Annotated in this window: 21 protein-coding genes and 2 pseudogenes; 15 read left to right on the top strand and 8 right to left on the bottom strand. The window is 57.3% G+C overall.

Annotation, left to right across the window (positions count from 1 at the left end; all coding sequences use genetic code 11):
* Positions 1-336: 336 nt before the first annotated feature.
* Genes I8E17_RS30260 through I8E17_RS30245 form a run of 4 tightly spaced genes read left to right on the top strand, consistent with a single transcriptional unit; the run spans position 337 to position 2,581 of the window.
* Positions 337-867 carry a tail fiber protein gene (locus I8E17_RS30260; RefSeq protein WP_069611887.1) on the top strand — a complete coding sequence of 177 codons (531 nt, stop codon included), beginning with the start codon at positions 337-339 and terminating at the stop codon, positions 865-867.
* A gap of 36 nt (positions 868-903) precedes the next feature.
* Positions 904-1,434, top strand: coding sequence for a tail fiber protein (locus I8E17_RS30255; protein ID WP_069611888.1), 531 nt, complete (start codon positions 904-906; stop codon positions 1,432-1,434).
* A gap of 29 nt (positions 1,435-1,463) precedes the next feature.
* The gene (locus I8E17_RS30250) at positions 1,464-1,997 is read left to right on the top strand and encodes a tail fiber protein (RefSeq protein ID WP_113367548.1); all 534 of its coding nucleotides are present in this window, start codon (positions 1,464-1,466) and stop codon (positions 1,995-1,997) included.
* A complete protein-coding gene (locus tag I8E17_RS30245) occupies positions 1,994-2,581 on the top strand; it encodes an N-acetyltransferase (protein ID WP_113367535.1) in 588 nt (195 codons plus the stop codon). Before I8E17_RS30250 ends, I8E17_RS30245 begins: the two co-directional genes overlap by 4 nt.
* Here I8E17_RS30245 and I8E17_RS30240 read toward each other — a convergent pair.
* The 4 genes from I8E17_RS30240 to I8E17_RS30225 form a co-directional block, all read right to left on the bottom strand.
* Positions 2,574-2,867, bottom strand: coding sequence for a hypothetical protein (locus tag I8E17_RS30240; protein ID WP_113367534.1), 294 nt, complete (start codon positions 2,865-2,867; stop codon positions 2,574-2,576). The genes I8E17_RS30245 and I8E17_RS30240 overlap by 8 nt on opposite strands.
* 556 nt (positions 2,868-3,423) lie before the next feature.
* Positions 3,424-4,017, bottom strand: coding sequence for an IS3 family transposase (locus tag I8E17_RS30235; protein WP_229002236.1), 594 nt, complete (start codon positions 4,015-4,017; stop codon positions 3,424-3,426).
* A gap of 139 nt (positions 4,018-4,156) precedes the next feature.
* Positions 4,157-4,672 (bottom strand): NUDIX hydrolase, encoded by a 516-nt coding sequence (locus I8E17_RS30230; RefSeq protein WP_113367533.1) that lies wholly within the window; start codon positions 4,670-4,672, stop codon positions 4,157-4,159.
* A gap of 508 nt (positions 4,673-5,180) precedes the next feature.
* Complete coding sequence (locus I8E17_RS30225; RefSeq protein WP_113367531.1) at positions 5,181-6,191, bottom strand: substrate-binding domain-containing protein; 1,011 nt, start codon at positions 6,189-6,191, stop codon at positions 5,181-5,183.
* Between the two features lie 181 nt (positions 6,192-6,372).
* Between I8E17_RS30225 and I8E17_RS30220 the strand changes: the two genes are divergently transcribed.
* The 8 genes from I8E17_RS30220 to I8E17_RS30185 all read left to right on the top strand — a co-directional run bounded on the left by I8E17_RS30220 (position 6,373) and on the right by I8E17_RS30185 (position 15,948).
* Positions 6,373-7,401 (top strand): ABC transporter substrate-binding protein, encoded by a 1,029-nt coding sequence (locus I8E17_RS30220; protein WP_113367530.1) that lies wholly within the window; start codon positions 6,373-6,375, stop codon positions 7,399-7,401.
* A gap of 90 nt (positions 7,402-7,491) precedes the next feature.
* A complete protein-coding gene (locus tag I8E17_RS30215) occupies positions 7,492-9,729 on the top strand; it encodes an iron ABC transporter permease (RefSeq protein ID WP_113367547.1) in 2,238 nt (745 codons plus the stop codon).
* Positions 9,726-10,790 carry an ABC transporter ATP-binding protein gene (locus I8E17_RS30210; RefSeq protein WP_113367529.1) on the top strand — a complete coding sequence of 355 codons (1,065 nt, stop codon included), beginning with the start codon at positions 9,726-9,728 and terminating at the stop codon, positions 10,788-10,790. The genes I8E17_RS30215 and I8E17_RS30210 overlap by 4 nt, the downstream gene beginning before the upstream one ends.
* A gap of 35 nt (positions 10,791-10,825) precedes the next feature.
* The gene (locus I8E17_RS30205) at positions 10,826-11,626 is read left to right on the top strand and encodes an inositol monophosphatase (protein ID WP_069615841.1); all 801 of its coding nucleotides are present in this window, start codon (positions 10,826-10,828) and stop codon (positions 11,624-11,626) included.
* A 156-nt stretch (positions 11,627-11,782) separates the two neighbouring features.
* Positions 11,783-13,093, top strand: coding sequence for a sn-glycerol-3-phosphate ABC transporter substrate-binding protein UgpB (ugpB, locus tag I8E17_RS30200; RefSeq protein ID WP_069615840.1), 1,311 nt, complete (start codon positions 11,783-11,785; stop codon positions 13,091-13,093).
* Positions 13,094-13,156: 63 nt separating this feature from the next.
* The gene (gene ugpA, locus I8E17_RS30195) at positions 13,157-14,038 is read left to right on the top strand and encodes a sn-glycerol-3-phosphate ABC transporter permease UgpA (protein WP_069615839.1); all 882 of its coding nucleotides are present in this window, start codon (positions 13,157-13,159) and stop codon (positions 14,036-14,038) included.
* Positions 14,039-14,047: 9 nt separating this feature from the next.
* Entirely contained in the window at positions 14,048-14,896 is an 849-nt protein-coding gene (gene ugpE / locus I8E17_RS30190; protein WP_113367528.1) for a sn-glycerol-3-phosphate ABC transporter permease UgpE, read from the top strand.
* The gene (locus I8E17_RS30185) at positions 14,896-15,948 is read left to right on the top strand and encodes a sn-glycerol-3-phosphate import ATP-binding protein UgpC (protein WP_113367527.1); all 1,053 of its coding nucleotides are present in this window, start codon (positions 14,896-14,898) and stop codon (positions 15,946-15,948) included. The genes ugpE and I8E17_RS30185 overlap by 1 nt, the downstream gene beginning before the upstream one ends.
* Before the next feature lie 295 nt (positions 15,949-16,243).
* On the opposite strand, the pseudogene I8E17_RS30180 reads toward I8E17_RS30185, so the two are convergent.
* Both I8E17_RS30180 and I8E17_RS30175 read right to left on the bottom strand, forming a co-directional pair.
* Positions 16,244-16,387: pseudogene (locus tag I8E17_RS30180) on the bottom strand (ribbon-helix-helix protein, CopG family); the annotation flags it as partial.
* A gap of 366 nt (positions 16,388-16,753) precedes the next feature.
* Positions 16,754-17,667 (bottom strand): annotated as a pseudogene (locus tag I8E17_RS30175) (LysR family transcriptional regulator).
* Between the two features lie 118 nt (positions 17,668-17,785).
* On the opposite strand from I8E17_RS30175, the gene I8E17_RS30170 reads away from it, so the two are divergent.
* The 3 genes from I8E17_RS30170 to I8E17_RS30160 all read left to right on the top strand — a co-directional run bounded on the left by I8E17_RS30170 (position 17,786) and on the right by I8E17_RS30160 (position 19,225).
* Positions 17,786-18,322, top strand: coding sequence for a hypothetical protein (locus I8E17_RS30170; RefSeq protein WP_069615730.1), 537 nt, complete (start codon positions 17,786-17,788; stop codon positions 18,320-18,322).
* A gap of 14 nt (positions 18,323-18,336) precedes the next feature.
* Positions 18,337-18,714 carry an alcohol dehydrogenase catalytic domain-containing protein gene (locus tag I8E17_RS30165; protein ID WP_069615729.1) on the top strand — a complete coding sequence of 126 codons (378 nt, stop codon included), beginning with the start codon at positions 18,337-18,339 and terminating at the stop codon, positions 18,712-18,714.
* 115 nt (positions 18,715-18,829) lie between these two features.
* Positions 18,830-19,225 carry a zinc-binding dehydrogenase gene (locus I8E17_RS30160; protein WP_229002235.1) on the top strand — a complete coding sequence of 132 codons (396 nt, stop codon included), beginning with the start codon at positions 18,830-18,832 and terminating at the stop codon, positions 19,223-19,225.
* A 198-nt stretch (positions 19,226-19,423) separates the two neighbouring features.
* On the opposite strand, the gene I8E17_RS30155 is transcribed toward I8E17_RS30160, so the two are convergent.
* Both I8E17_RS30155 and I8E17_RS30150 read right to left on the bottom strand, forming a co-directional pair.
* On the bottom strand, positions 19,424-20,536 hold the full coding sequence (locus tag I8E17_RS30155; RefSeq protein WP_069615728.1) for an FAD binding domain-containing protein: 1,113 nt from the start codon (positions 20,534-20,536) through the stop codon (positions 19,424-19,426).
* 10 nt (positions 20,537-20,546) lie between these two features.
* Complete coding sequence (locus tag I8E17_RS30150; RefSeq protein WP_229002234.1) at positions 20,547-21,749, bottom strand: MFS transporter; 1,203 nt, start codon at positions 21,747-21,749, stop codon at positions 20,547-20,549.
* Between the last annotated feature and the right edge of the window lie 67 nt (positions 21,750-21,816).

Genomic DNA, 21,816 nt, shown 5'->3' with positions numbered 1-21,816 from the left:
GCCGGAGCAACATTTGGTCGACCGTGATCGGTGTAACTTGTGCTCACGGAACGAACAGTAGGCCGATCTCCATGGCAGGGGGCTGTCCGTGAACGGCTAGTCCGATGTTTTGAACACTCGCATCCTTGTATTTTTAATTTATACAACCGAACAACATGCTGATAATTGACGTCTTTTCTGATTTTTTGATAACCGATCACAACCTTTGATTTTTTAAAAAAATAATAGAAATTCCCTGAATTTTTATACCTATGAGGGTCAAGTTTGTTCTTGCATCTATCGTATTGATTGAGAGATGATGGCAAATAATATAATTAGAATATTCAGGGGTATGAGATGTCAGACGTGTTTCTTGGCCAGATTATGCTCACAGGATTCCCCTTTGCGCCTAGAGGTTTTGCGCTTTGCAATGGCCAGATTCTTCCCATCGCGCAGAACCAAGCCTTGTTCTCACTACTGGCCACCTACTACGGTGGAGATGGAATTCGAACCTTTGCCTTGCCCAACATGCAAAGCCGTACGCCTGTCGGATTTGGACCTTCCGTGGATCCCGCCTGGCAGCCCGCTCCATACAATATCGGCGAAACCGGCGGTGCGGAAAATGTGACCGTGCTGCAGCAGCAATTGCCTCAGCACATTCACCTCGCGACCGGGACGACCAGCAACGGCACCGTGCGCAGCCCTAGTAATGCGCTTTACGGCACCAACAGCGCCAATATCTACGGCCCTTCCAGTGGCGATACGGTTGTGCTGTCGAGCCAGACCGTGACTCCCGCCGGCAACACCCAGCCTCACGCCAATATGCAACCCTACGACGTGATCAATTATTGCATTGCGCTGCAGGGAATTTTTCCATCTCGCAGCTGATCATCTCTTGTCAACCTTTTGCTCGGAGGATCAACGATGAGCGCCCCCTTTGTCGGAGAAATCCGGCTTTTTGGCTTTTCCCGCGTGCCCCACGGATGGCTGCCGTGCGACAATTCACTGCAGTCCATCTCCATATATCAGGAACTGTACACGTTGATCGGTACGATCTACGGTGGTGATGGCATCACAACATTCGCGACGCCCAATCTATGCGGGCGCGTGCCCATGCATCAGGGTGCGGGGCCGGGTTTGTCGACCTATGTGATCGGCCAATCCGCTGGCAGTGAGAACGTCACACTCCTACCCTTGCAAATGCCGTCGCACACACATCCATACCTTGCCACCACTGGCGCCGCGACTAGCATGGCTGTTGGACCGACGGTCGAACTTGGCGCGGTGAGCGGCGATACGATGTATGCGACGGATATAAGTGGAGCCACTCCGATCACCACATCACCGGCGGCAACGCAGATGACGGGATCGACGACCCCGCATGACAATACGATGCCGACGCTGACCGTGCAGTATTGCATCGCATGGGCCGGCATCTTTCCCTCACACGGTTGAATCGCGCCTTTTCCATCGAGGACATTGCTATGACACAATCTTTCATCGGTGAGATCCAGCTGTTTGGTTTCGACTTCGCTCCGCGCAACTGGGCATTCTGCAACGGCGCGACGATCCCGATCCAACAGAACACCGCGCTTTTTTCCTTGCTTGGCGTCCAGTATGGCGGCAACGGCACCACCACATTCCAATTGCCTAACTTCGCCAATCGCGCAGGTTGCAATCAAGGACAGGGACCAGGCCTGACGCCACGTACCGAGGGCGAGACCTTCGGCAGCAACGGAGTAACGTTAACCCAGGCGCAGATGCCGGCACACGCGCATTCCTTGACCCTCTTTAATCAAGGCGACACGTCCAAGCGAGCCGCGACACCGAGCGCCGGAAACGCCCTGAGCCTGCCGAATTCGAGCAGTCCGTTTCTGGCCAATGCCCAGCCGAACGCGCAGTTCGCGCAGAATGTTATCGGCATTGCGGGCGAGGGCCAGCCGCACGAAAACCGTCAGCCCTATCTCGCGGTCAACTTCAGCATCGCGCTCAACGGCATATTTCCATCCTTCGGATGATGTCTGGCGCAGCGGTCGGCCAGCTACCGGAGTTTCCTGCGCGCACTGACGATCATCCGTTCCGCGTTCCTGCCTGTATGCTGCGTCCCGCGCGGCTAGACGATATTCCATTTCTACGCCAGCTTTACCGTTCGTTTCGTGAGAATGAACTGGCCCAGGTTCCGTGGTCGCCGGAGGACAAGCAAGAATTTTTAGATCAGCAGTTCAATCTCCAACATCGCTATTATATCGCCACCTTCCCGCAGACAGACTTCCTGATCATAGAAAAGGACGGCATTTCCATCGGCCGCCTTTACATTAATGTCAGTACGAATATCTGGCACATCATCGATATCGGATTTCTACCGGAATGGCGTGGTTTGGGCCTGGGCACCGCGACGCTAAAAGCCATTCAAGATGCGACAGCAGCGAGCAAAAGCTTGGGGATTACCTTGCATGTCGATCGAAACAACAGACGTGCATACGAGCTTTATCAGGTCTTGGGATTTAAGGCAGTTGACACCACCGATACCCACATAGGCATGGAGTGGAGCAGACATCAGCTTCCGTCAGATCCGCGGGATTCATCATCCGGCATCAATTGAAGATCGCCTGGTAGATGATCCCATCTTGATCCCTGGCGACCGGCACCAGGAAAATGTCGAGAATTCCAAGCGTGGCGTTGTTCAGCCTATAAATCTGCTGCGGAAAAACAACTTTTGATCCGCTGCGAAACAGCAGTGCGAAGGGGGCGCGCGTCATTCCGGCAAAACCTCGTTCAGGCAAGGGCCGCGCCTCGGTCAATGTAAAGACAAGGCCCCCTCCTCCCATATCGATTTCGAACCCCTCCCCGACACAGCGGGCGAAATGATCCAGTGTGACAATCCCCATCCCAACCTCAACTGCTTTCCAGCACCTTTTGATTGCGGAAACTTATGATGGTATCCTTGATTGAAGTCTATCAAGAGATTCAGAAGAAACAAGCATAGCTTAGGTGAGCCCTTTTCTCTTATCCGAAAGATTGCGAAGCAAGAGCAAATACGATCGGGCAACTGCGTCCGAGCCTCCATAGGAGGCGCTCTCGGAAGAAACATCCGCTTGAGCACCCACTCCGCCGTGCCATTCGTCTGCAGGCGCAGCGGTAATCAGCATGCCGAATTTGGCGAACTCTCCCCATGCGGGAACCACATCTCGATCCGAAAACCCCGGCCTTTATCCGGCTCTGATGAGTTCGTTCTGGCTCAGCCCCCCGAAACCGCATCACGTCTTGAGACTTCTCAAGCAAACGCCAGGCCTGGAGTTCATCTATATCTTCCATTACAACCATTACGTGTGTGAAGCTTCGCTCAACAAGATTTCGGTCGGCCTCCAATCTCCCTTGTTGGTTTTCACGCGGAACTGAGCCGGTTAGGCGCATAAGGGGGTGCGGATAAAAAGTTGGACTGCTTCATAAGTTCAGGCCGAGGCTCTGACGATACTCGACCGGGCTGAGAGATCCCAGCGATATCTTGATACACTTCTCATTGTACCAGCGGATGTAGGCGTCCACTTCGGTAACGAACTGTTCGATTGTGATGGCCTTCCCGTCGCGTGGATAGAAGAGTTCGGTTTTCAACCAGCCGAAGACGCTTCGCACGCGGCGTTGTCTTGCGAGCATCCCTTTCGGGACATCGAGCGAACCAAGTTTCGCTTCGCTGATACGGGTTAGCCAGCCGGGCCAGCGATAATGGGCTCCCCGATCAGAATGGATGATTGGCCGTTCCTCGCCATCGACCACGGTCCCAATGGCTGCATCCAGCATGGTGTTGACCAGCCCCGCGTCTGGCTGCGTTCCAATCGACCAACTGATGACCATGCCATCGAAGCAGTCGATGATGGGCGAAAGGTACACCTTGCCCGCAGGTATCTGGAACTCGGTGATGTCTGTCAACCATTTCACGTTCGGCGCGTTTGCATGGAAGTCGCGATTGATCAGGTTCTCGGGTGCTGGACTGATCTCTCCCAGATAGGATCCAAACCGCCGACGACGCGGTCTGGCCAAAGCAACAACGCTCCGAAGCTCATCACCGATGCCAAGAAAATACAGTCCGCTCGGGGTATAATCCTGAAATTTCGCGATACGCCCGCAAATGCGCCTCCGCTTCCACACTAGCCGCGGTCGCCAACCAAAGCGCAGGCGCTTATCTCCCCTGCGGTCTAAAGGTGACGAGCAGTGATTTGAGCTCGACTTCGCGCACGCGCCGTGCCGCTTCCTCAGGACTGACCCACGCCAGCCGCCTTTGTCCTTTCTCCTTGTATTCCGTCTGGCTCTCTTTCACCTCTAGCTGGAACAGATCGACGACGCAGGGCACGACTTTGCCATCGTCCAGCTCCTTCAGATACGTATACCGGCCAATCGGCGCTTTGCGGACCTCGCCACGCACCCCCGCCTCCTCCCAAGCTTCGATCGCTGCCGCCTCGTGAGGCTCCCTGCCTTTCATCGGCCAACCCTTCGGCACAATCCAACGTCCACTATCCCGCGACGTGACCACCAGTATATCGATCTCGTCACCACCATCCTTATAGCGGAAGCAGAGTGCGCCATATTGATTGCGGAAGGCGCCCGCGAACAGCTTTTCCGGCGTACGCGCGAGTTGTTGCAGCAGGGGCTTTGATTTCGGAGAAGCGGCCTTTGCGCGATTTTTCTTTGACGTCATGCCATTGAGCTCGTCAGGTTAGGCATCGTTTCTGAGACAGTTTGGCGTCTGGCCTTGGGGTACGGCTCTGGAGAAGCTCTCCACGCTTCGCAAGCACCGGATATACAGCAGCGACTACGACGCGATAGATCGAAATGGAGCGAGCTTGTCTCTACCGCCTCGACGCCACCTTGCCGCTGACGCAAGAAACGCGCTTCGGTACCTTCGCGCTCCGCTCCGCAAAACACAACCTTCTCACCTGCAAGCATCCGAGCCGCACGTTCACCCTGCGTCATGACGAGTGCCGCGGCCGGCCGCTGATTGGACCGCAAAGGATCGAATAGCGGAGCGAGCTCAACCTGCCCCCTTCGAAACGTTCAACCCGCTGCGCGGCCACTGCGCAAGATGTGGCGGAAGACTCCGGTTAAGGATACTTCCGGCATTTTCGATGTTCATCGAGAATAGCAGGACCTCATTTAAGCGCCGCTTGTCGACTTCCCCAAGCTCATCGGCATCGATCGACAGGAGCCTACCCTCCCCTAACCGAGCCTCGCCATGTAAGCTCGGCGTGCAATCTTACGGAATGGCCCTCCAGCCTGTCCGATGATGGGCTCTTGCTCAGCCATGTCACAGCTTCCCGCGCGATTGCCGCCACGGGTTGCGTAAAGGTCGTCAGATCGTAAGACGACCATGAGGCCTGCTCAATATCGTCAAAGCCAATGACGCACAGCTGATCCGGGATCGAGATCGAAAACTGGTGCCGCGCGGCGTCCATGAAACCACAAGCCAGCAGATCAGTTGCGCAAAATACCGCGTCAGGCCGTTCGCTTCGGGTTAGCAGCCGCTGCGCGACGACCTTGCCAGCCTCGTATCCGGTCCAGCCATATCGCTCAACGATCACATCAAGCCCTTGGGCTTTTGCGGCGGCGACGAAACCGGCCTCACGCGCACTCAAACTTGGCGTGCCGGCTTCTGAGTTCGCGAACGCTAGCCTGGTGCAGCCGGCACGAACGAACGCGGTCACAACACGCCCTGCCGCCTCGCGATCGTCGAGATTGATCCGCAAGGGCCCCGGTTGGTCGTCGTCTCTGTTGATCAGAACGAGCCGCTGCCCGCTTCTCAGGCAGAGCTGTGTGATCGACTTGTCGGGCAGGCCTGAGAGAATGATCGATGCATCCGCCCTATATCGGATCGCCTGCTGAAGCGCGCGATCGACGCTGCCATCGGAGCGATCGGTGTTGATGAGCATGGCGACTTTGCCGACGATCTGCAGCTGCTGTGTCAGTTCGCGCAGCAATGCAGACCGATAAGGTGTCGCCACCTCCGAGACAATCAGACAGACAATGCCGCTTTCATTGCGCATCAGCCCGCGGGCGAGATGATTGACCTGATATCCAAGCTCCTCTGCCGCACGTAGAATCTTTTGCCGGGTAGCGTCAGAAACGCTCGCCCCTGGCGTGAATGCGCGAGAAACTGCCGAGCGCGAAACACCCGCCCGTTGCGCAACTTCCTCAGCACTGACAAAATCTCGTTGCGACACGCCGCCTCCCCTACTTCATCAAAACTCCATCACAGTTTGCAATCGCGTGCAATAGTCGACTCAACAAATTTTGTGAAACTTTTATGACAGTAGCAATTGACAGCACGAGCTAACCAATGCAGCATTTGCACGCGCTTGCAAAAGCGCTTGGCGTGGAGGCGCCGCATAGCAGGAGGACATCATGCGATTGGTCAACATGGCCGCGGCAGCCCTCGCCGCGGGAATATCTTTTATTGCCTGGTCGGCGCATGCCGCGGGCGATCTGAACGTAATCTGCTCGGCGGATCCGGAAGTCTGCGACGTGATGAAGGGGCTCTTCGAGAAGCAGAGCGACATCAAGGTCAATATGGTTCGGCTTTCGGCCGGCGAAACCTACGCCAAGATCCGCGCCGAGGCACGCAATCCGAAGACGGACATCTGGTGGGCAGGAACCGGCGACCCACATTTGCAGGCAGCAAGCGAGGGCTTGACGCTGGAATATAAATCACCGCTTTTCGACCAGCTCCAGGATTGGGCGAAGAAGCAGGCCGAAAGCGCCAATTTCCGCACGGTCGGCGTTTATGCGGGAGCGCTTGGCTGGGGCTATAACACGGATATCTTGAAGAAGAAGGGCTTAAAGGAGCCCAAATGCTGGGCCGACCTTCTTGACCCCTCCTACAAGGGCGAGATCCAGATCGCCAATCCGAACTCATCGGGGACATCCTATAATACGCTGGCGACACTCGTGCAGATCATGGGCGAGGACAAGGCTTTCGATTATCTCTCAAAACTGAATGCGAATATCTCGCAATATACCAAGTCGGGCTCAGCTCCCGTGAAAGCGGCAGCACGCGGGGAATCGACGATCGGCATCGTTTTCATGCATGACGCGGTTGCGCAGACCGTCGAAGGCTTTCCCATCAAGGCTGTCGCACCGTGCGAGGGCACGGGCTACGAGATCGGCTCCATGTCGATCATCAAGGGCGCCAGAAATCTCGACAACGCCAAGAAGTGGTACGATTGGGCACTCAGCGCCGAGGCACAATCGCACATGAAGGATGCCAAGTCCTACCAGCTTCCCTCCAACAAATCGGCTGCCGTTCCGAAGGAAGCGCCGAAGTTCGAGGAGATCAAGCTGATCGACTATGACTTCAAGAAATACGGCGACCCCGCGATCCGCAAGGCTCTGCTTGCCCGATGGGACAAGGAAATCGGCGCCAAGGCCAACTGATGGATTTTTCGATTGCGCTCGCAGGCCGGTTCCTCGTGCATCCGGCCTGCTTCATCTCCGAATCTTGCTGAACGGGATGCGAATCTGACCATGACAAATAGCAAACGCCGGCTGGATGTCGCGCTCATCTTCGGCATGGCTGCCCTGATACTACTCCCATGGTATCGCATTGAGGGCGGCTTCTTCGGCCTTGGTTGGTTGGGCAGCTTTCCAGGCGACCCCTCCACAGCGCCTGGCATCCTGCAAATCGTCAGTCACGGCCGATGGTGGCTCGCGATCGCCGCCGGGCTCCTTATGCTCGGTGGCATCGCGCGCTTCATATCTAGTCCGATGTCGCGCGGTGCGCTCATGGTCCTTGCCGGTGCGTTGGGCTTTGCCTTTTTGTCGCTGCAGGGACTCGCGATCACGTCGTCGGGCTGGAGCTGGTCGATCAGCGAAACCATATTCGGTGCGCTGGCGGACGGCCAGCCTGCGATGGGCACCGGCGCTATTACCCTTGGCATCGTCTTCGTCCTGCTCTTTTCCTTCGGCCTTGCCGAACGCGGCGCAATGAAGGGCGATGCCTTCATCGTCAGCGCCATTACCATGCTGATTGTCCTTGTCGCGATCTTCGTCTTCTATCCCGTCGGCAGTATGTTCGTCGGAGCCTTCCAGTCGTTTGACGGATCCTTCGATCCCAGCGGCTTCATGACAAACATCCAGGATTCCTCGATCTGGAGCCTTAGCTGCGTGATAGGCGGCGACCGTTGCGGTGTCGCCTGGCGCACACTTTGGCTCGCCATCCTGACGGCAGGCGGATCGACACTGCTTGGGCTCTGCTTTGCCCTTGTCGCCACCCGCACCCGCTTCCCCTTCAAGAAGGGACTGAGGCTTTTAACGATCCTGCCGATCATCACGCCGCCCTTCGTCGTCGGTCTAGCACTGACGCTACTCTTCGGCCGCGCCGGCGTCGTCACACAGGCCGCAGCTTCGATCTTCGGTACGGAACCCAGCCGTTGGCTCTATGGCCTGACGGGTATATGGATCGCGCAGGTTCTCTCCTTCACGCCGATCTCCTTCCTTGTTCTGATCGGCGTGGTCGAAGGGGTCAGCCCGTCGATGGAGGAAGCATCACAGACGCTGTGTGCCGATCGCTGGCGCACCTTCTGGCGGATCTCCCTGCCGCTGATGAAACCCGGCCTGGCAAATGCCTTTCTGATCGGCTTCATCGAGAGCATGGCGGATTTCGGCAATCCCATGATCCTCGGCGGCAGCCATGGCGTTCTGTCGACGGAAATTTTCTTCAGCGTGGTCGGCGCGCAAAACGATCCATCGCGCGCGGCAGTCCTCGCCATGATCCTGCTCGTCTTCACGCTCAGCGCTTTCCTCGCGCAGCGTCTTTGGCTGCAAGGAAAGAGCTTCGCGACCGTGACTGGCAAGGGCGATTCCGGCGTTCATGGCGCGCTGCCGCGCGCTGTTTCGATTGCGGTCCACGCCCTCGTCATCCCGTGGACGATCTTTACCGTCGTCGTCTACGTCATGATTCTCTTCGGCGGCTTTGTCCGCACCTGGGGTCTCGACAACACGCTGACGGCGGAACATTACGTCAAGGCCTTCTCGATCGGCCTGCGCGACGATGGCCGTCTTGCCTGGACCGGCGTCGCATGGAACTCCTTTTGGACGACGATGGAGATCGCCCTGATCTCCGCGCCCTTGACGGCTGCGGTCGGCCTGCTGACGGCTTATCTGATCGTGCGTCAGAAATTCGTCGGTCGCGGCCTGTTCGAATTCGCGCTGATGATGAGCTTTGCCATCCCCGGCACGGTCATCGGCATTAGCTACATCATGGCCTTTAACCTGCCGCCCCTGGAGATGACCGGAACGGCGCTGATTCTCGTAGCCTGCTTCGTGTTTCGTAACATGCCGGTCGGTGTGCGCGGTGGCGTTGCCGCCATGAGCCAGCTCGACAAAAGCCTCGATGAGGCATCGCTGACATTGCGAGCCGACAGCCTGCGCACCATTCGGAAGGTGATCCTGCCGCTGCTGCGGCCGGCAATTACCGCAGCACTTGTCTATTCCTTTGTGCGGGCCATCACCTCGATAAGCGCTGTCATCTTTCTCGTCAGCGCCCAATATAACATGTCCACCGCCTATATCGTCGGCCTAGTCGAGAATGGTGAATATGGCGTCGCGATCGCTTATTCCTCGGCACTGATCGTTGTGATGATCACCGTCATCGCAGGCTTCCAGCTGCTCGTCGGAGAAAGGCGGCTGCGGCGCGTAAACCGCGTCGCGATGACGCCGTCACCGGCTGCACCAGCATCCCTTGTTCAGGAGAAAACAGCATGAATCCGAAGGCCCCCGGTTCCGTCGTCTTCGAGAATGTCCGAAAAACCTTCGGCGCCTTTACCGCCATTCCCGATCTCTCGCTCACCATCGAGCCCGGTACGCTCGTGACATTGCTCGGCCCTTCCGGCTGCGGCAAGACGACGACGCTTCGCATGCTGGCGGGCCTTGAACAACCCTCGTCTGGCCGCATCCTGATCGGCGGCAAGGATGTCACCATGCTGCCGGCCAACGAACGTGACGTGTCGATGGTTTTCCAGAGCTATGCTCTGTTTCCGCACATGACGGCCCTCGACAATGTCGCCTACGGACTGGAATCCTCAGGTATGAAGCGCAAGGCGGCGCGCGAGAAAGCGGAAGACGCTCTCGGTCTTGTCGGCCTTGCCGGTATGGGCGCGCGCCTGCCGGCCGAGCTCTCCGGTGGCCAGCAGCAGCGCGTCGCCGTGGCCCGTGCGCTCGTCGTCGAGCCGCAGGTGCTGCTTCTCGATGAGCCGCTTTCCAATCTTGATGCCCGGCTACGCCGGCGCGTGCGGACGGATATTCGCGAATTGCAGCAACGGCTTGGCTTTACCGCCGTCTATGTGACCCATGACCAGGACGAGGCGCTTGCCGTTTCGGATCGCATCATCGTCATGAAGGATGGCAGTATTGCGCAGCAAGGTGCGCCGCGCGAACTCTACGATGCCCCGGCCTCCGCCTTCATCGCCGATTTCATGGGCGAGGCCAATGTCATGCGGTGCGATGTCATCGAGACCGACGGCGAGATCGCCACGATCGCGATCGAAGGACTTCGTCATAAGGTCATCCATCGTTCGATCAAACAGGGCCCTGCCCAACTGGCCGTTCGACCGAACGCCATCATGCTGACGCCAACGACCGGCAGCGGCCTCTTCAATGGCCAGATCACCCACTCCGCCTATCTCGGCGACCACGTTGAATATGAGGTAAAGACGGGCCACGGCTCGCTCTTTGTCGTCGACACAACCGTCGATACCGCCCTTCCTCCCCATACCGATGTCACCATCGCCTTCAAGGATCGTGGCATTGCCGTCATCGGCGGCTAAGTGCCGTCACACATCAGACGATTAAGGACTTACCCATGACATCCGCTCCTCTTGCCGATCTTGAAGCACGTCTCGCCCTTGCCGAGGCTATCGCTCGCGACGCCGGCAAGCTCGCCTTCGATTATTTTCAGCGGCGCGAGACCCTGATCATTGAAACCAAGCGCGACCTGCAGGATCTCGTCTCGATCGCCGATCGCGAAGTTGAAAATCTCATCCGCGGCCGCATCCGTGAAGCCCACCCGCAGGATAGTATCCTCGGCGAGGAATACGGTCTGGAAACGGGTACCTCCGGCTATACCTGGGTCGTCGATCCGATCGATGGGACAAGCCCCTTCATCCACGGAATGCCAAACTGGTGCGTCTCGATCGCAGTTCTACATGACGGCATTCCCGTAGTCGGCGTCATCTCGGCACCATGTCACAACGAGCTTTATGTAGCCGGAAAGGGCAAAGGTGCCACCCTGAACGGCAAGAGCCTCAAGCTGGATTCCTCACGCAACATCCGCAATGCCGTAACAGGGATCGGCGCCAACAACCATGTCTCGCCGGCCTTTGTCGCGAAGATGGTCGAGCGGGTTCTCGAAGCTGGGGGTAATTTCATCCGCAACGGCTCGGGCGCTCTCATGCTCGCCTATGTCGCCGCCGGCCGCCTGGTCGGCTATTACGAACCATATATGCACGCCTGGGATTGCTTGGCCGGCTATTGCCTCGTGAAGGAAGCCGGCGGCTGGTACCATCCCTTCCCGACGGAAGGTGAAGGTCTGACCAAGGGATCTGTAGTTCTGGGTGCCGCTCCGGGCGCGATCGATGATCTCAAAAAGATAGCTGGCTTATGAGTTTTCCCGGTAGACAAGAGCTGTGTAGACATTAGTTTGAATGAACGCGCTTGCAAGTTATTCGCCTAATACCGCGTATGTACTGGCAAGGTCTGCAGGCCGATCGAGGAGGGTCGGTCAATCCGTTCCACGGAAGGAATGACAATGGGAGGAATAATGTCCAATCGCTTCACCTGGAGCTGCCTTATTGCGGCTGCAATTTCATTTGCCGGATCATCGCACGCGTTTGCAGCGACGGAGCTGCAATGGTGGCACGCCATGTCAGGCGCCAATAACGAGGTGGTCGAACAGCTGGCCAAGGAGTTCAACGACAGCCAGAAGGACTATAAGATCGTGCCCGTGTTCAAGGGAACATACCCGGAGGCGCTGAATGCCGGCATTGCTGCATTTCGTGCCAAGCAGGCGCCAGCCATCCTGCAAGTCTTCGATGCCGGCAGCGGCGTGATGATGGGTGCGGAGGGCGCGATCATGCCCGCGGCCGATGTTCTGAAAAAGGGTGGCTATACATTCGATAAATCGCTCTATCTGCCCGGCATCGTTTCCTACTATTCCAAACCGGATGGCACGATGCTTTCCTTCCCCTATAATTCGTCTTCGCCGATCCTCTATTACAACAAGAATACCTTCAAGAAGGCTGGGCTCGACCCCGAGAACCCGCCGAAAACCTGGCCTGACGTTTTCGACGCCGCCAAGAAGATCAAGTCGAGTGCGGCATCAGCCTGCGGCTTCACCTCGACCTGGCTCACCTGGATTCAGACCGAGAATTTCGCCGCCTGGAACAATGTCAGCTATGGCTCCAATGAAAATGGTCTCGCAGGTACCGACGTCAAGCTGGCTTTCAATGCACCGCTCTTCGTCCAACACTTCCAGTCGATCGCCGATCTCGCCAAGGACGGCACTTTTCGCTATGGCGGCCGCACGTCGGAGGCCAAGCAGCTCTTCACCTCCGGAGAATGCGGCATTCTGACGGAATCGTCGGGAGGCCTCGGCGACATCATCAAGAGCGGCATGAATTACGGCATCGGCCAATTACCTTACTATGAAGGCGAAGGCCGTCCACAGAACACTATTCCAGGCGGCGCCAGCCTCTGGGTGTTTGCCGGCAAAAGCGACACCGAATACAAGGGCATTGCCGAATTCTTCCACTTCCTGTCGCAGACCAAGATCCAGGCACGCCTGCATCAGGTTTCCGGCTATCTGCCCGTGACGATGGCCGCCTACGAGGAAACCAGGAAATCCGGCTTCTATGACAAGAATCCTGGCCGTGAAACGCCGATCCTGCAGATGCTCGGCAAGCCGCCGACCGCCAACTCCAAGGGCGTTCGCCTGGTCAACCTGCCGCAGGTGCGCGACATCATGAACGAGGAGTTCGAGGCGATGCTGGCCGGCAAGGAAGATGCCAAGACGGCACTCGACAAGGCCGTCGAACGCGGCAACGCCGCCATCCAGCAAGCCATCGGCAATTGATTGCACTGACGGTTGCCCGCGGCCACGAAGGCTGAGGGCAGCTCCCCATAACAGGAGATCGCCGTGCAGCGCGTCGTCTTTCCTAACAAGATCCTTCCCTATTTCCTAGTCGCACCGCAGATCATTCTGACGGTCGTCTTCTTTTTCTGGCCGGCAAGCCAGGCGCTTTATCAATCGACGCAGCGCGAAGACCCTTTCGGACTGAAGAGCGGTTTCGTAGGGCTTGCGAATTTTCGCGCCATCTTATCCGACGAGACCTACCTGCATTCCCTCCAGGTGACGGTAATCTTCAGTATCGCGACGGCGCTGCTGTCGATGATCGTCGCGCTCGCGCTTGCGACCGCCGCCGACAAGGTGGTGCGCGGCCAGGCACTCTATCGAACGTTACTGATTTGGCCCTACGCCGTCGCACCCGCCGTCGCCGGCATGCTCTGGCTCTTCATGTTCAATCCTGCAATGGGTACCTTGGCCTATATCCTGCGCCGCAACGGACTTGCCTGGGACCCCCTGCTGAACGGCAATCAGGCCATGGTGCTGGTCATCATCGCCGCCGCCTGGAAGCAGATCAGCTACAATTTCCTGTTCTTCGTTGCCGGACTGCAGGCAATCCCAAAATCCTTGCTTGAAGCCGCATCCATCGACGGCGCCCGCGGCAACCGGCGCTTCTGGACGATCGTCTTTCCCCTGCTTGCGCCGACGACCTTCTTTCTCCTGGTGGTCAACACGGTCTACGCCTTCTTCGACACCTTCGGCATCATCCATGCCGTCACCGGCGGCGGGCCGGCGAAGGCGACGGAGACCCTCGTCTACAAGGTCTACAATGACGGCTTCGTCAATCTCAACCTCGGCTCTTCCGCGGCTCAGTCCGTCATCCTCATGGCGATTGTCATAGCGCTGACGGCATTCCAATTCCGCTTCGTCGAGAAGCGTGTGCATTATGCATGAGGCTTACCGATGATCGAAAAGCGTCCCGTCGCCAATCTCATCGGCCATCTGATGCTGGTCATCGGCATTATCATCGTCGCCTTCCCGATCTATTACACCTTCGTTGCCTCGACGATGACGTCGGCCGAGATTTTGCGGCCGCCGATCTTCCTGCTGCCCGGCGGCCATTTCGTCGAGAACTATGGCGAGGCGCTGAGCGGCGGTGTCGAGCGCGTGGTCGGCGTCAGCCTTGAACGGATGCTTTGGAACACGTTTGTTGTCGCTGTCATCATCGCCGCCGGCAAGATCGCGATCTCCTTTCTCTCGGCCTTCGCCATTGTCTTCTTCCGCTTTCCGCTGCGGATGGTGTTCTTCTGGATGATCTTCGTCACGTTGATGCTGCCGGTGGAGGTGCGCATCCTGCCGACCTACAAGGTCATCGTGGATCTCGGCATGATCGACACCTATGCCGGCCTAACCCTGCCGCTGATGGCATCAGCAACCGCGACGTTCCTGTTCCGGCAGTTCTTCTTGACCATCCCTGGCGAATTGTTGGAAGCCGCCCGCATCGACAATGCCGGCCCGTTCCGCTTCATGCGCGATATCCTACTGCCATTGTCGAAGACCAATATCGGCGCCCTGTTCGTGATCCTCTTCATCTATGGGTGGACTCAATATCTCTGGCCGCTGCTCGTCACCAACGACGCGAAGATGTCGACGATCATCATCGGTCTCCGGAAGATGGTGGATTTCGCCGACGCGGCAACACCGTGGAATTTTGTGATGGTAACGGCGATCCTGGCGATCATTCCGCCCATCCTCGTCGTCGTGCTGATGCAGCGCTGGTTCGTCAAAGGTCTTGTGGAGACGGAAAAATAATGGCTGGAATTACCTTGGAAGATGTCCGCAAGACCTATGGCGGTGGCGTCGATGCAATCAAGGGCGTCTCGCTCGATATTTCGGATGGCGAACTTGTCGTCCTTGTCGGACCTTCCGGCTGCGGCAAGTCAACTCTGTTACGAATGATTGCCGGTCTGGAAAGCATCACGTCGGGCACGGTGTCGATCAATGGTCGCGTGGTTAATCAGCTGGAGCCGTCCGACCGCGACATTGCCATGGTCTTCCAGAATTATGCGCTCTATCCGCATATGACGGTGCGCCAGAACCTCTCCTACGGTTTGAAAAACCGCAGCATGCCCAAGGACGAAATCGAACGGCGCATCGCGGCGACGGCACGTTCGCTCGAGATAGAGCAATTCCTCGAGCGCAAGCCGCGCCAGCTGTCAGGCGGCCAACGGCAGCGCGTTGCGATGGGTCGCGCTATCGTTCGCGAGCCGGCAGCGTTCTTGTTCGATGAGCCGCTTTCAAATCTCGATGCCAAACTGCGTGTTCAAATGCGCGTCGAGATCCGGCGACTGCAACGGTCTCTAGCAACCACGAGCGTCTATGTCACGCACGACCAGATGGAAGCCATGACGCTGGCCGATAGGCTGGTGGTGCTGAATGGCGGACGGATCGAACAGGTCGGCGCACCCATTGAGCTCTATGAACGCCCCGCTACGACCTTCGTTGCGACCTTCATAGGCTCGCCTTCCATGAATCTTCTGAAAGCTACTGAAAACAGTAAAATTGCGCTTTCGCCGGGTGGCGGCCTTGGTGGCGCTGACACGACGATTGGTATACGACCTGAGGATCTTCACCTGGCCGAGGGCACGATCGAACCGGCTTTCAGCGCAAGAGTGCGTATCCAGGCGGTGGAGCTCGTCGGCGCGGAAAGCTATGTCTACGGTACCCTCGCGGATGGGCAAACCATCGTCTTTCGAGTTTCGGGGCGGTCCCGGATCGCGGTGGACACCGAATGCCTGGTTACCGCTCGCGCTGGAAGCCTGCATTTCTTCGACGGCCGAGGGAACCGATTAAGCCCGGCATAAGTGGTTCAAATATTCTGATGTTTTGCGCATGCTTCGGCTTCACATGTCAGCCTCCGTCGTTTGTGACAACGCACGTTCGGAGCGCCGGGAGTAAACTGGTTTCGTAAATTGATACCCCGGAAAGATCGTCTTTTGATCTACTCGGCCGACACCCCGCACGATCCTCAGCGCGTAGAAGCCCTACAGGAGCTTCTGCGTGGCAAGACTCCGGACAGCATTGCAAACTATCGTTGAACTTGAGAACGGGGCCTTAGTGCATCTGGACGCAGCCAGCTGGGCTCATTCGAGACATTCATTCAGCAATTTGCCACTCTTCAAGAGCAACATAATCCTCGATGGCCTGGGCTGCCATATAAGAGCGAGAGCGATCAAGCTTTTGCGCGATCTGGTCGAGTTTACTAGCCGCCCCGTCTGAAACACGCACGGTGAATGCGGTCATAACACCCAACCTTTCTTAGTTCAGCAAGATTATCTGTGAACCGTCAAAGTTCAAAGCGCTCGAGAGGGCTTACACAAGAAACGCAAATGGCTTTGATTAGCTCTTGAACGGATCGGAACCGACGACCCAGTTATCGCAGGAGACATCCGGTCGGAGTTCCTTAATTTCGGACATTGCCTTTGCATGAATGCAATGACCACTTTGGGGCCGATAGCTGAACTTAACTTCGGCTGCAGGGCGCTCAAGAGGGAAAAGCGGATAATGGCCCATGCCATTAGGGGCGTTGAATGAAATGCAATATCTCCAATATTCAGGCGCCGCGTCAGCTTAGAAGCTCTGCTTGGTTAACTTTTTCGTTTACGCCTCTCAGCTCCAGCAAGGTGGGGTTCCGACGTAATCTTTCAGCGCTTGCGTGAACGCTTTTACTTTCGGAGGCGGTGATTGGAGGGCACGGAGAAGATAGATTCCGCTAGCCACTTCATTCCACCTTTCGCCCGATAGTGGTATGCGTACAAGATCACCCGCCTTCACCGAAGGTCCCGATACCCAGCTCGGCAGGAACGCCACACCCATCCCAGCCAAGGCAGCCCCGTTGAGCGCTTCAAATCGTCGGACCGGAATACAACGTTCTCACACACCTCCGCTGTCGATGCGCCAAGAATGCTAGACCATCCAAGAAGATCATTGCCATGGAGCTTGTCGAGAAGACGATGATTGCGAAGCGCGTCTTCGCTTTGCGGCACGCCGTACTCATCAAGATAGGCAGGGCTTGCCACGAGGATGCGGTCGTGGGCTGCCAACTTGGTTGCGATCAGCGTACTGTCCGACAGCTCCCCCATTCTCACCACCAGATCAAGACGCTCCGCGACCGGATCGGCCAGCCGTTCGGTCAAATCCAGCTCAACATGCAATCTCGGATATTGCTGTGCGAGCGATGCCAGAACCGGGATCACATATCGTTTTCCGAAAGTCGGGAAGCAGGCGATCCGCACTGTGCCACTGACCTCACTGTCGAACGCAGCCACCTCGGCATGCGTATCGGCCAGTTCATCGAGCAGGCGCTGGGCACGCTCAAAGAGGTGCCGACCGGCATCCGTCATCGAAAATGCGCGTGTTGAACGGACAAGCAACGCTACTCCCAGGTCCTGCTCAAGCGCATCGATCTGTCGAACGACAGCCGAGGGAGTGACAGCCCGGCGCCGAGACGTAGCCGAAAAGCTGCCGGCGCGGACGACGTCGACGTAAACAGCCAAATGTTCGGCAAAGCGTGGATCCCTCATCTTTGCCTACGACGCAAAACCGTTCCGACCATTCAGTTCGTTATCATCCAAGGCCATTCGGAGCACATTCCTTTTCGTCAACGGGCGGTTTTGCCCACCAAACAGAAAGAACACTCCAATGGTCAAGGTCCTCGATACAATTCTCTCCCAATCCGCTTATTGCGCAGAGATCGACGTTCCGTTCGAAAAGATCGACATTGTCGATTGGCTGTTCAACCTGCCTGAAGCGGAATATCTTCGCTGCTGCCCACCCGACCACATTGCAGCAGGCGTCACCTGGACTGACGATGGTCGACGGATGTCGATCAATGTCGAACAGATCGGCTCAGGCCTCGTCGTACAGCACTATGTGGCCGAAGTCGCCGAGCCGACCTATTGCCGCATGAACTCAATCTCGGATGTCTTCACTGCCTATGGGAGAACCCAGGTCAATGTCGTCTGGGAACTTCTTGCTGAGAAGATCGACGATAGCAGGACGCGCTACACCAACAGGGTCACAGCCCATCCGACGGATGCGTTCATGAGCTTTATCAAGGACCATGGAGTCACCTACGAAGAAGCTGCGGCGGCCCGCCAGGCCGCAGGCGGCGACCACAACAGACGCGAAACCCCGCTGTTTGCCGCCGGCATCGCCCGGCGCGCGCTTTCGAAGTAAGGGAGCGCCGTGCGATGAAAGCGATCGTCTTCGATGACTTCGGAAGCGCTGATGTGCTGCGGCTTGCCGATGTCCCCATGCCCGAAGTGCGCCCCGACGATCTTCTGGTGAAGGTGATGGCGGCCGGCGTCAACCGCGCTGACCTTCTACAACGTGAAGGCGTCTATGGCTCCCAGCGTTATGGCGATAGCGATATTCTCGGGCTTGAGGTCGCAGGAGAAGTGATATCTATTGGAAATGCAGTCACCCGTTTTGCAGTTGGCGACCGCGTCATGGGATCGTCGGTGGTGGCGCATATGCTCAATATGCCCGCCTCGACAGCGGCATGGCGGTGGTCATTCCGTCCGGCATGTCGTTCACGGAGGCAGCTGCCGTCATGGAGAGCTTCGTGACGGCTTGGGAAGCGCTGTCAAATCTCGGAAGGATCGCAGCGGGAGAGACAGTGCTGGTTCATGCTGCTGCAGGGGATCGGCCGCTGTCCAGCTTGCAAAGGCTGCTGGAGCCACTGTGCTGGCCACTGCGTCTGAAAGCAACATGGAAAACGTACTGGCAATCGGCGCCGATACAGTTTTCGATTACAAGCAGGTTGACTTCGAGGCAGAGATCATTGACGTCACAGCCTCGCGCGGTGTGGACCTCATCATCGACTTTGTCGGCGGGTCCTATCTGGCCCGCAATATCAGAAGTCTTGCGCCTGGTGGCCGGCTTGTCCAGGTCGGCCTGTTGGGGCGCGATGACAATGCCATCATCCCCCTCGGGACTGTTCTTCACAACCACCTGCAACTGATGGGGACAGTCATGAAATCCAGATCGCGGTCAGAGAAGAGAGCGATGATCTGCCGATTCAGGGACTGGAGTGACAGGCCTATGCCAGGTCTCGAGCGTCATTCTCACAAGGTTTAAACAATCAAAGAGAGAATTTCCATCAGCCCATCCGGCGACAACAGTGGATCACGAAGCGCTCCAATTCACGAGGCGACCCGAAAGGTTTCGCCCCGATCCACGATTCGATTCCAAACCTATTCAGATCCCGTGCCGCCGTGTCCTCGGATATAAACTTGGCTAGGCACCGCCGCTTTGCTGCATACCGACTTTCACGTGTCATAGAGCGGAAGCCCCAAGCCGGCGTCCGTAGGCGGCAATCTGCCTACCGGCCGGCAAGCGCTCCTGCTCATAACGACCAAGCGCTTCCGCCAGATCATCCGATTTCGACAGGGCGTTGCGCAACGCGAGAGCGTCACCCGCTGCTTTCGAAACACCCATGGCCGTATGTGGACGCACGACAAAGGCTGCGTCGCCGATCAGTGCAACGCATCGTGATACCATGCGCTGGGATTCATAGTCGAATATCCCTTGGATCGCGGGATGAGGCTCCGCTTCTACAGCAAGTGCAAATTGAGGAGGCAAGAGCGCCGCTGCATCATGCCTCAACCCCTGTAAGCGCTCATCTGACAGCTCCCCGCGTGGCAGCGAGTGCGTGAAGACCTGGCCTTCTGCGCCAGTAAAGATCGATCTGAGATTCTCAGGCGAAACTGGTCGGTACCATACCCAGTTGTAGCGCCGCTTTGCTTTTTCGAGTTCACCCTGTTGGCCAGGGACAAGATAGCCAAGGATGTGAATGCCGGGTGCAACGTAAAAGGCGAAGCGATCAACAAGGACCGAAGCTTCGACCGGCAGCGCGATTTCCCGAACCAGACCGCGCCAGGCGACGTAACCTGCATACTCGTTCCCGCTCTGTCCATTGAGCAATCCGCGAACGACGGAACCAAGGCCATCGGCTCCAACTACTAGGTCGACATCCTCGGTGTTACCATCTGCGAAAATCAATCTTACATTGTCACTCGTTTCGACCAAGTGGTCGACAGGACGACCGGTGACATAACTGTCAGGCGCCAAATGTGAGAGCACCGTAGAATAGAGAACATCCCAGGAAATCTGGGTCTGCGGCGTCGCCAGGAGTTCGGCCACGCCTCCATCCTTGTTGAAATAGATCCTCTCCTTGGCGACAACGCCGATGCGGGCAACGTGCTCGCATCCGATCATGCGAAGGATCTGGAAAAGCTCGCGTTGGCCAACTAGCCCCGCCCCTCGCCCGGCCAAGCCGGACGAGGAGCGCTCGTAGATTTTAACCTCATGGCCGTCCTGCTGCAGAAGAATGCCGGCGAATAGGCCACCGAGTGACCCGCCCACAATGCGAATTCGTAAGGTTTTCATGGCTGCCTCCCTATTCGGCCACGGTGGTAGCTGAGCGAGTGCGGTGTTCGGTCAATTGAATAATCACAGCAACAAGTGCCAATGCCGCGCCAAGAACACTGACGCCATTCCATTGCGCGTAGCCCCAGGCGGCAGTCGCCAGGGCTGCTCCGGCCGCACCGCCCAAAAACATGGCGGACATGAAGATGGTGTTGAGCCGGCTGCGCGCCTCTGGATCGAGCGCGTAGACAAGGTGCTGGTTGGATACCAACGCACTCTGGACACCGAAATCAAGAACGATCACGCCAACGACGAGTGCTGCCAGCGAGGACCACACGCCGAAAATGATCCATGCGATCAATGTCAGCAATGATCCAAGCAGGATCGCAAAATGAGGTCCGCGTCCGTCAGCGATCCTGCCCGCAAGGGGTGCTGCGAAAATGCCGACGGCACCCACGATGCCGAACAGGCCCGCAACATCCGCACCAAGCTGGAAGCGCGGCGTTTCGAGATAGAGGGCGAGTATCGTCCAGAACGCGGTGAACGAGCCGAAAAGCGCGGCTTGCATAAGGGCTGCGGACCGCAAAGCACCTTCCCGTCTCCAAAGATGAGCGAGCGACCCGATAGCTGTATGGTACCGCATGCGCGAAGCGGGCTTATGGCTCGGCAGGGTGAAAAACATCAAAAGGGCCGCAACGATGGCAAGGGGTACGCCAATCCAGAACATTTCGCGCCAACCGGCGTGCGCTCCGACAAAGCCGGACAATGTACGGCTGAATAGAATGCCGGAAAGTACGCCAGCCATGACGGTACCGATCGTTGCACCGCGCTTTTTCGGTGCGGCAAGCGAGGCGGCAAAGGGCACGATTTGTTGGGCGACTGTCGCCGTAGCTCCGACGACAAGCGAGGCCGCGACGAGCATACCGGCGGATGGCGCGAGAGCCGCAAGCGCGAGGGCTGCGGCGAGCACAAGGAACTGGCCGATAATCAATTTGCGGCGTTGCACAATGTCTCCGAGCGGTAGAAGAAAAAGCAGCCCCAATGCGTAGCCGAGCTGAGTTGCCGTCGGAATAAAGCCGGCGATCGACTGGTGCGGGAAATCATTTTCGATGATCCCGAGCATTGGCTGGTTGTAATAGATGTTTGCAACGGCAATACCGCTTGCGGTCGCCATCGCAAATAAGGCCAGCTTGGCAATGCCGTGGCTAGCCTGAGCGTGATGTGCATTTCGCATGTCCATGATCCTTCATTCTTACAAATCTATGGCTATAGCTATCTTTTTATCGAGAATCGTTTTAGTA

The organism is Rhizobium sp. AB2/73 (assembly GCF_020871915.1).
GTDB lineage: Bacteria > Pseudomonadota > Alphaproteobacteria > Rhizobiales > Rhizobiaceae > Rhizobium > Rhizobium dioscoreae.
Note: the sequence above shows the minus strand (reverse complement) of the source record. Positions and strands in the feature narration are given on the sequence as shown.

Coding starts and splice junctions, on each gene's coding strand:
- ugpB (WP_069615840.1), top strand. CDS start 11,783: ATGTCCAATCGCTTCACCTGGAGCTGCCTTATTGCGGCTGCAATTTCA.
- I8E17_RS30260 (WP_069611887.1), top strand. CDS start 337: ATGTCAGACGTGTTTCTTGGCCAGATTATGCTCACAGGATTCCCCTTT.
- I8E17_RS30205 (WP_069615841.1), top strand. CDS start 10,826: ATGACATCCGCTCCTCTTGCCGATCTTGAAGCACGTCTCGCCCTTGCC.
- I8E17_RS30155 (WP_069615728.1), bottom strand. CDS start 20,536: ATGAAAACCTTACGAATTCGCATTGTGGGCGGGTCACTCGGTGGCCTA.
- I8E17_RS30210 (WP_113367529.1), top strand. CDS start 9,726: ATGAATCCGAAGGCCCCCGGTTCCGTCGTCTTCGAGAATGTCCGAAAA.
- I8E17_RS30220 (WP_113367530.1), top strand. CDS start 6,373: ATGCGATTGGTCAACATGGCCGCGGCAGCCCTCGCCGCGGGAATATCT.
- I8E17_RS30185 (WP_113367527.1), top strand. CDS start 14,896: ATGGCTGGAATTACCTTGGAAGATGTCCGCAAGACCTATGGCGGTGGC.
- I8E17_RS30245 (WP_113367535.1), top strand. CDS start 1,994: ATGATGTCTGGCGCAGCGGTCGGCCAGCTACCGGAGTTTCCTGCGCGC.
- I8E17_RS30150 (WP_229002234.1), bottom strand. CDS start 21,749: ATGCGAAATGCACATCACGCTCAGGCTAGCCACGGCATTGCCAAGCTG.
- I8E17_RS30165 (WP_069615729.1), top strand. CDS start 18,337: ATGAAAGCGATCGTCTTCGATGACTTCGGAAGCGCTGATGTGCTGCGG.
- I8E17_RS30170 (WP_069615730.1), top strand. CDS start 17,786: ATGGTCAAGGTCCTCGATACAATTCTCTCCCAATCCGCTTATTGCGCA.
- I8E17_RS30255 (WP_069611888.1), top strand. CDS start 904: ATGAGCGCCCCCTTTGTCGGAGAAATCCGGCTTTTTGGCTTTTCCCGC.
- I8E17_RS30250 (WP_113367548.1), top strand. CDS start 1,464: ATGACACAATCTTTCATCGGTGAGATCCAGCTGTTTGGTTTCGACTTC.
- I8E17_RS30240 (WP_113367534.1), bottom strand. CDS start 2,867: ATGGGGATTGTCACACTGGATCATTTCGCCCGCTGTGTCGGGGAGGGG.
- ugpE (WP_113367528.1), top strand. CDS start 14,048: ATGATCGAAAAGCGTCCCGTCGCCAATCTCATCGGCCATCTGATGCTG.
- I8E17_RS30215 (WP_113367547.1), top strand. CDS start 7,492: ATGACAAATAGCAAACGCCGGCTGGATGTCGCGCTCATCTTCGGCATG.
- I8E17_RS30230 (WP_113367533.1), bottom strand. CDS start 4,672: ATGACGTCAAAGAAAAATCGCGCAAAGGCCGCTTCTCCGAAATCAAAG.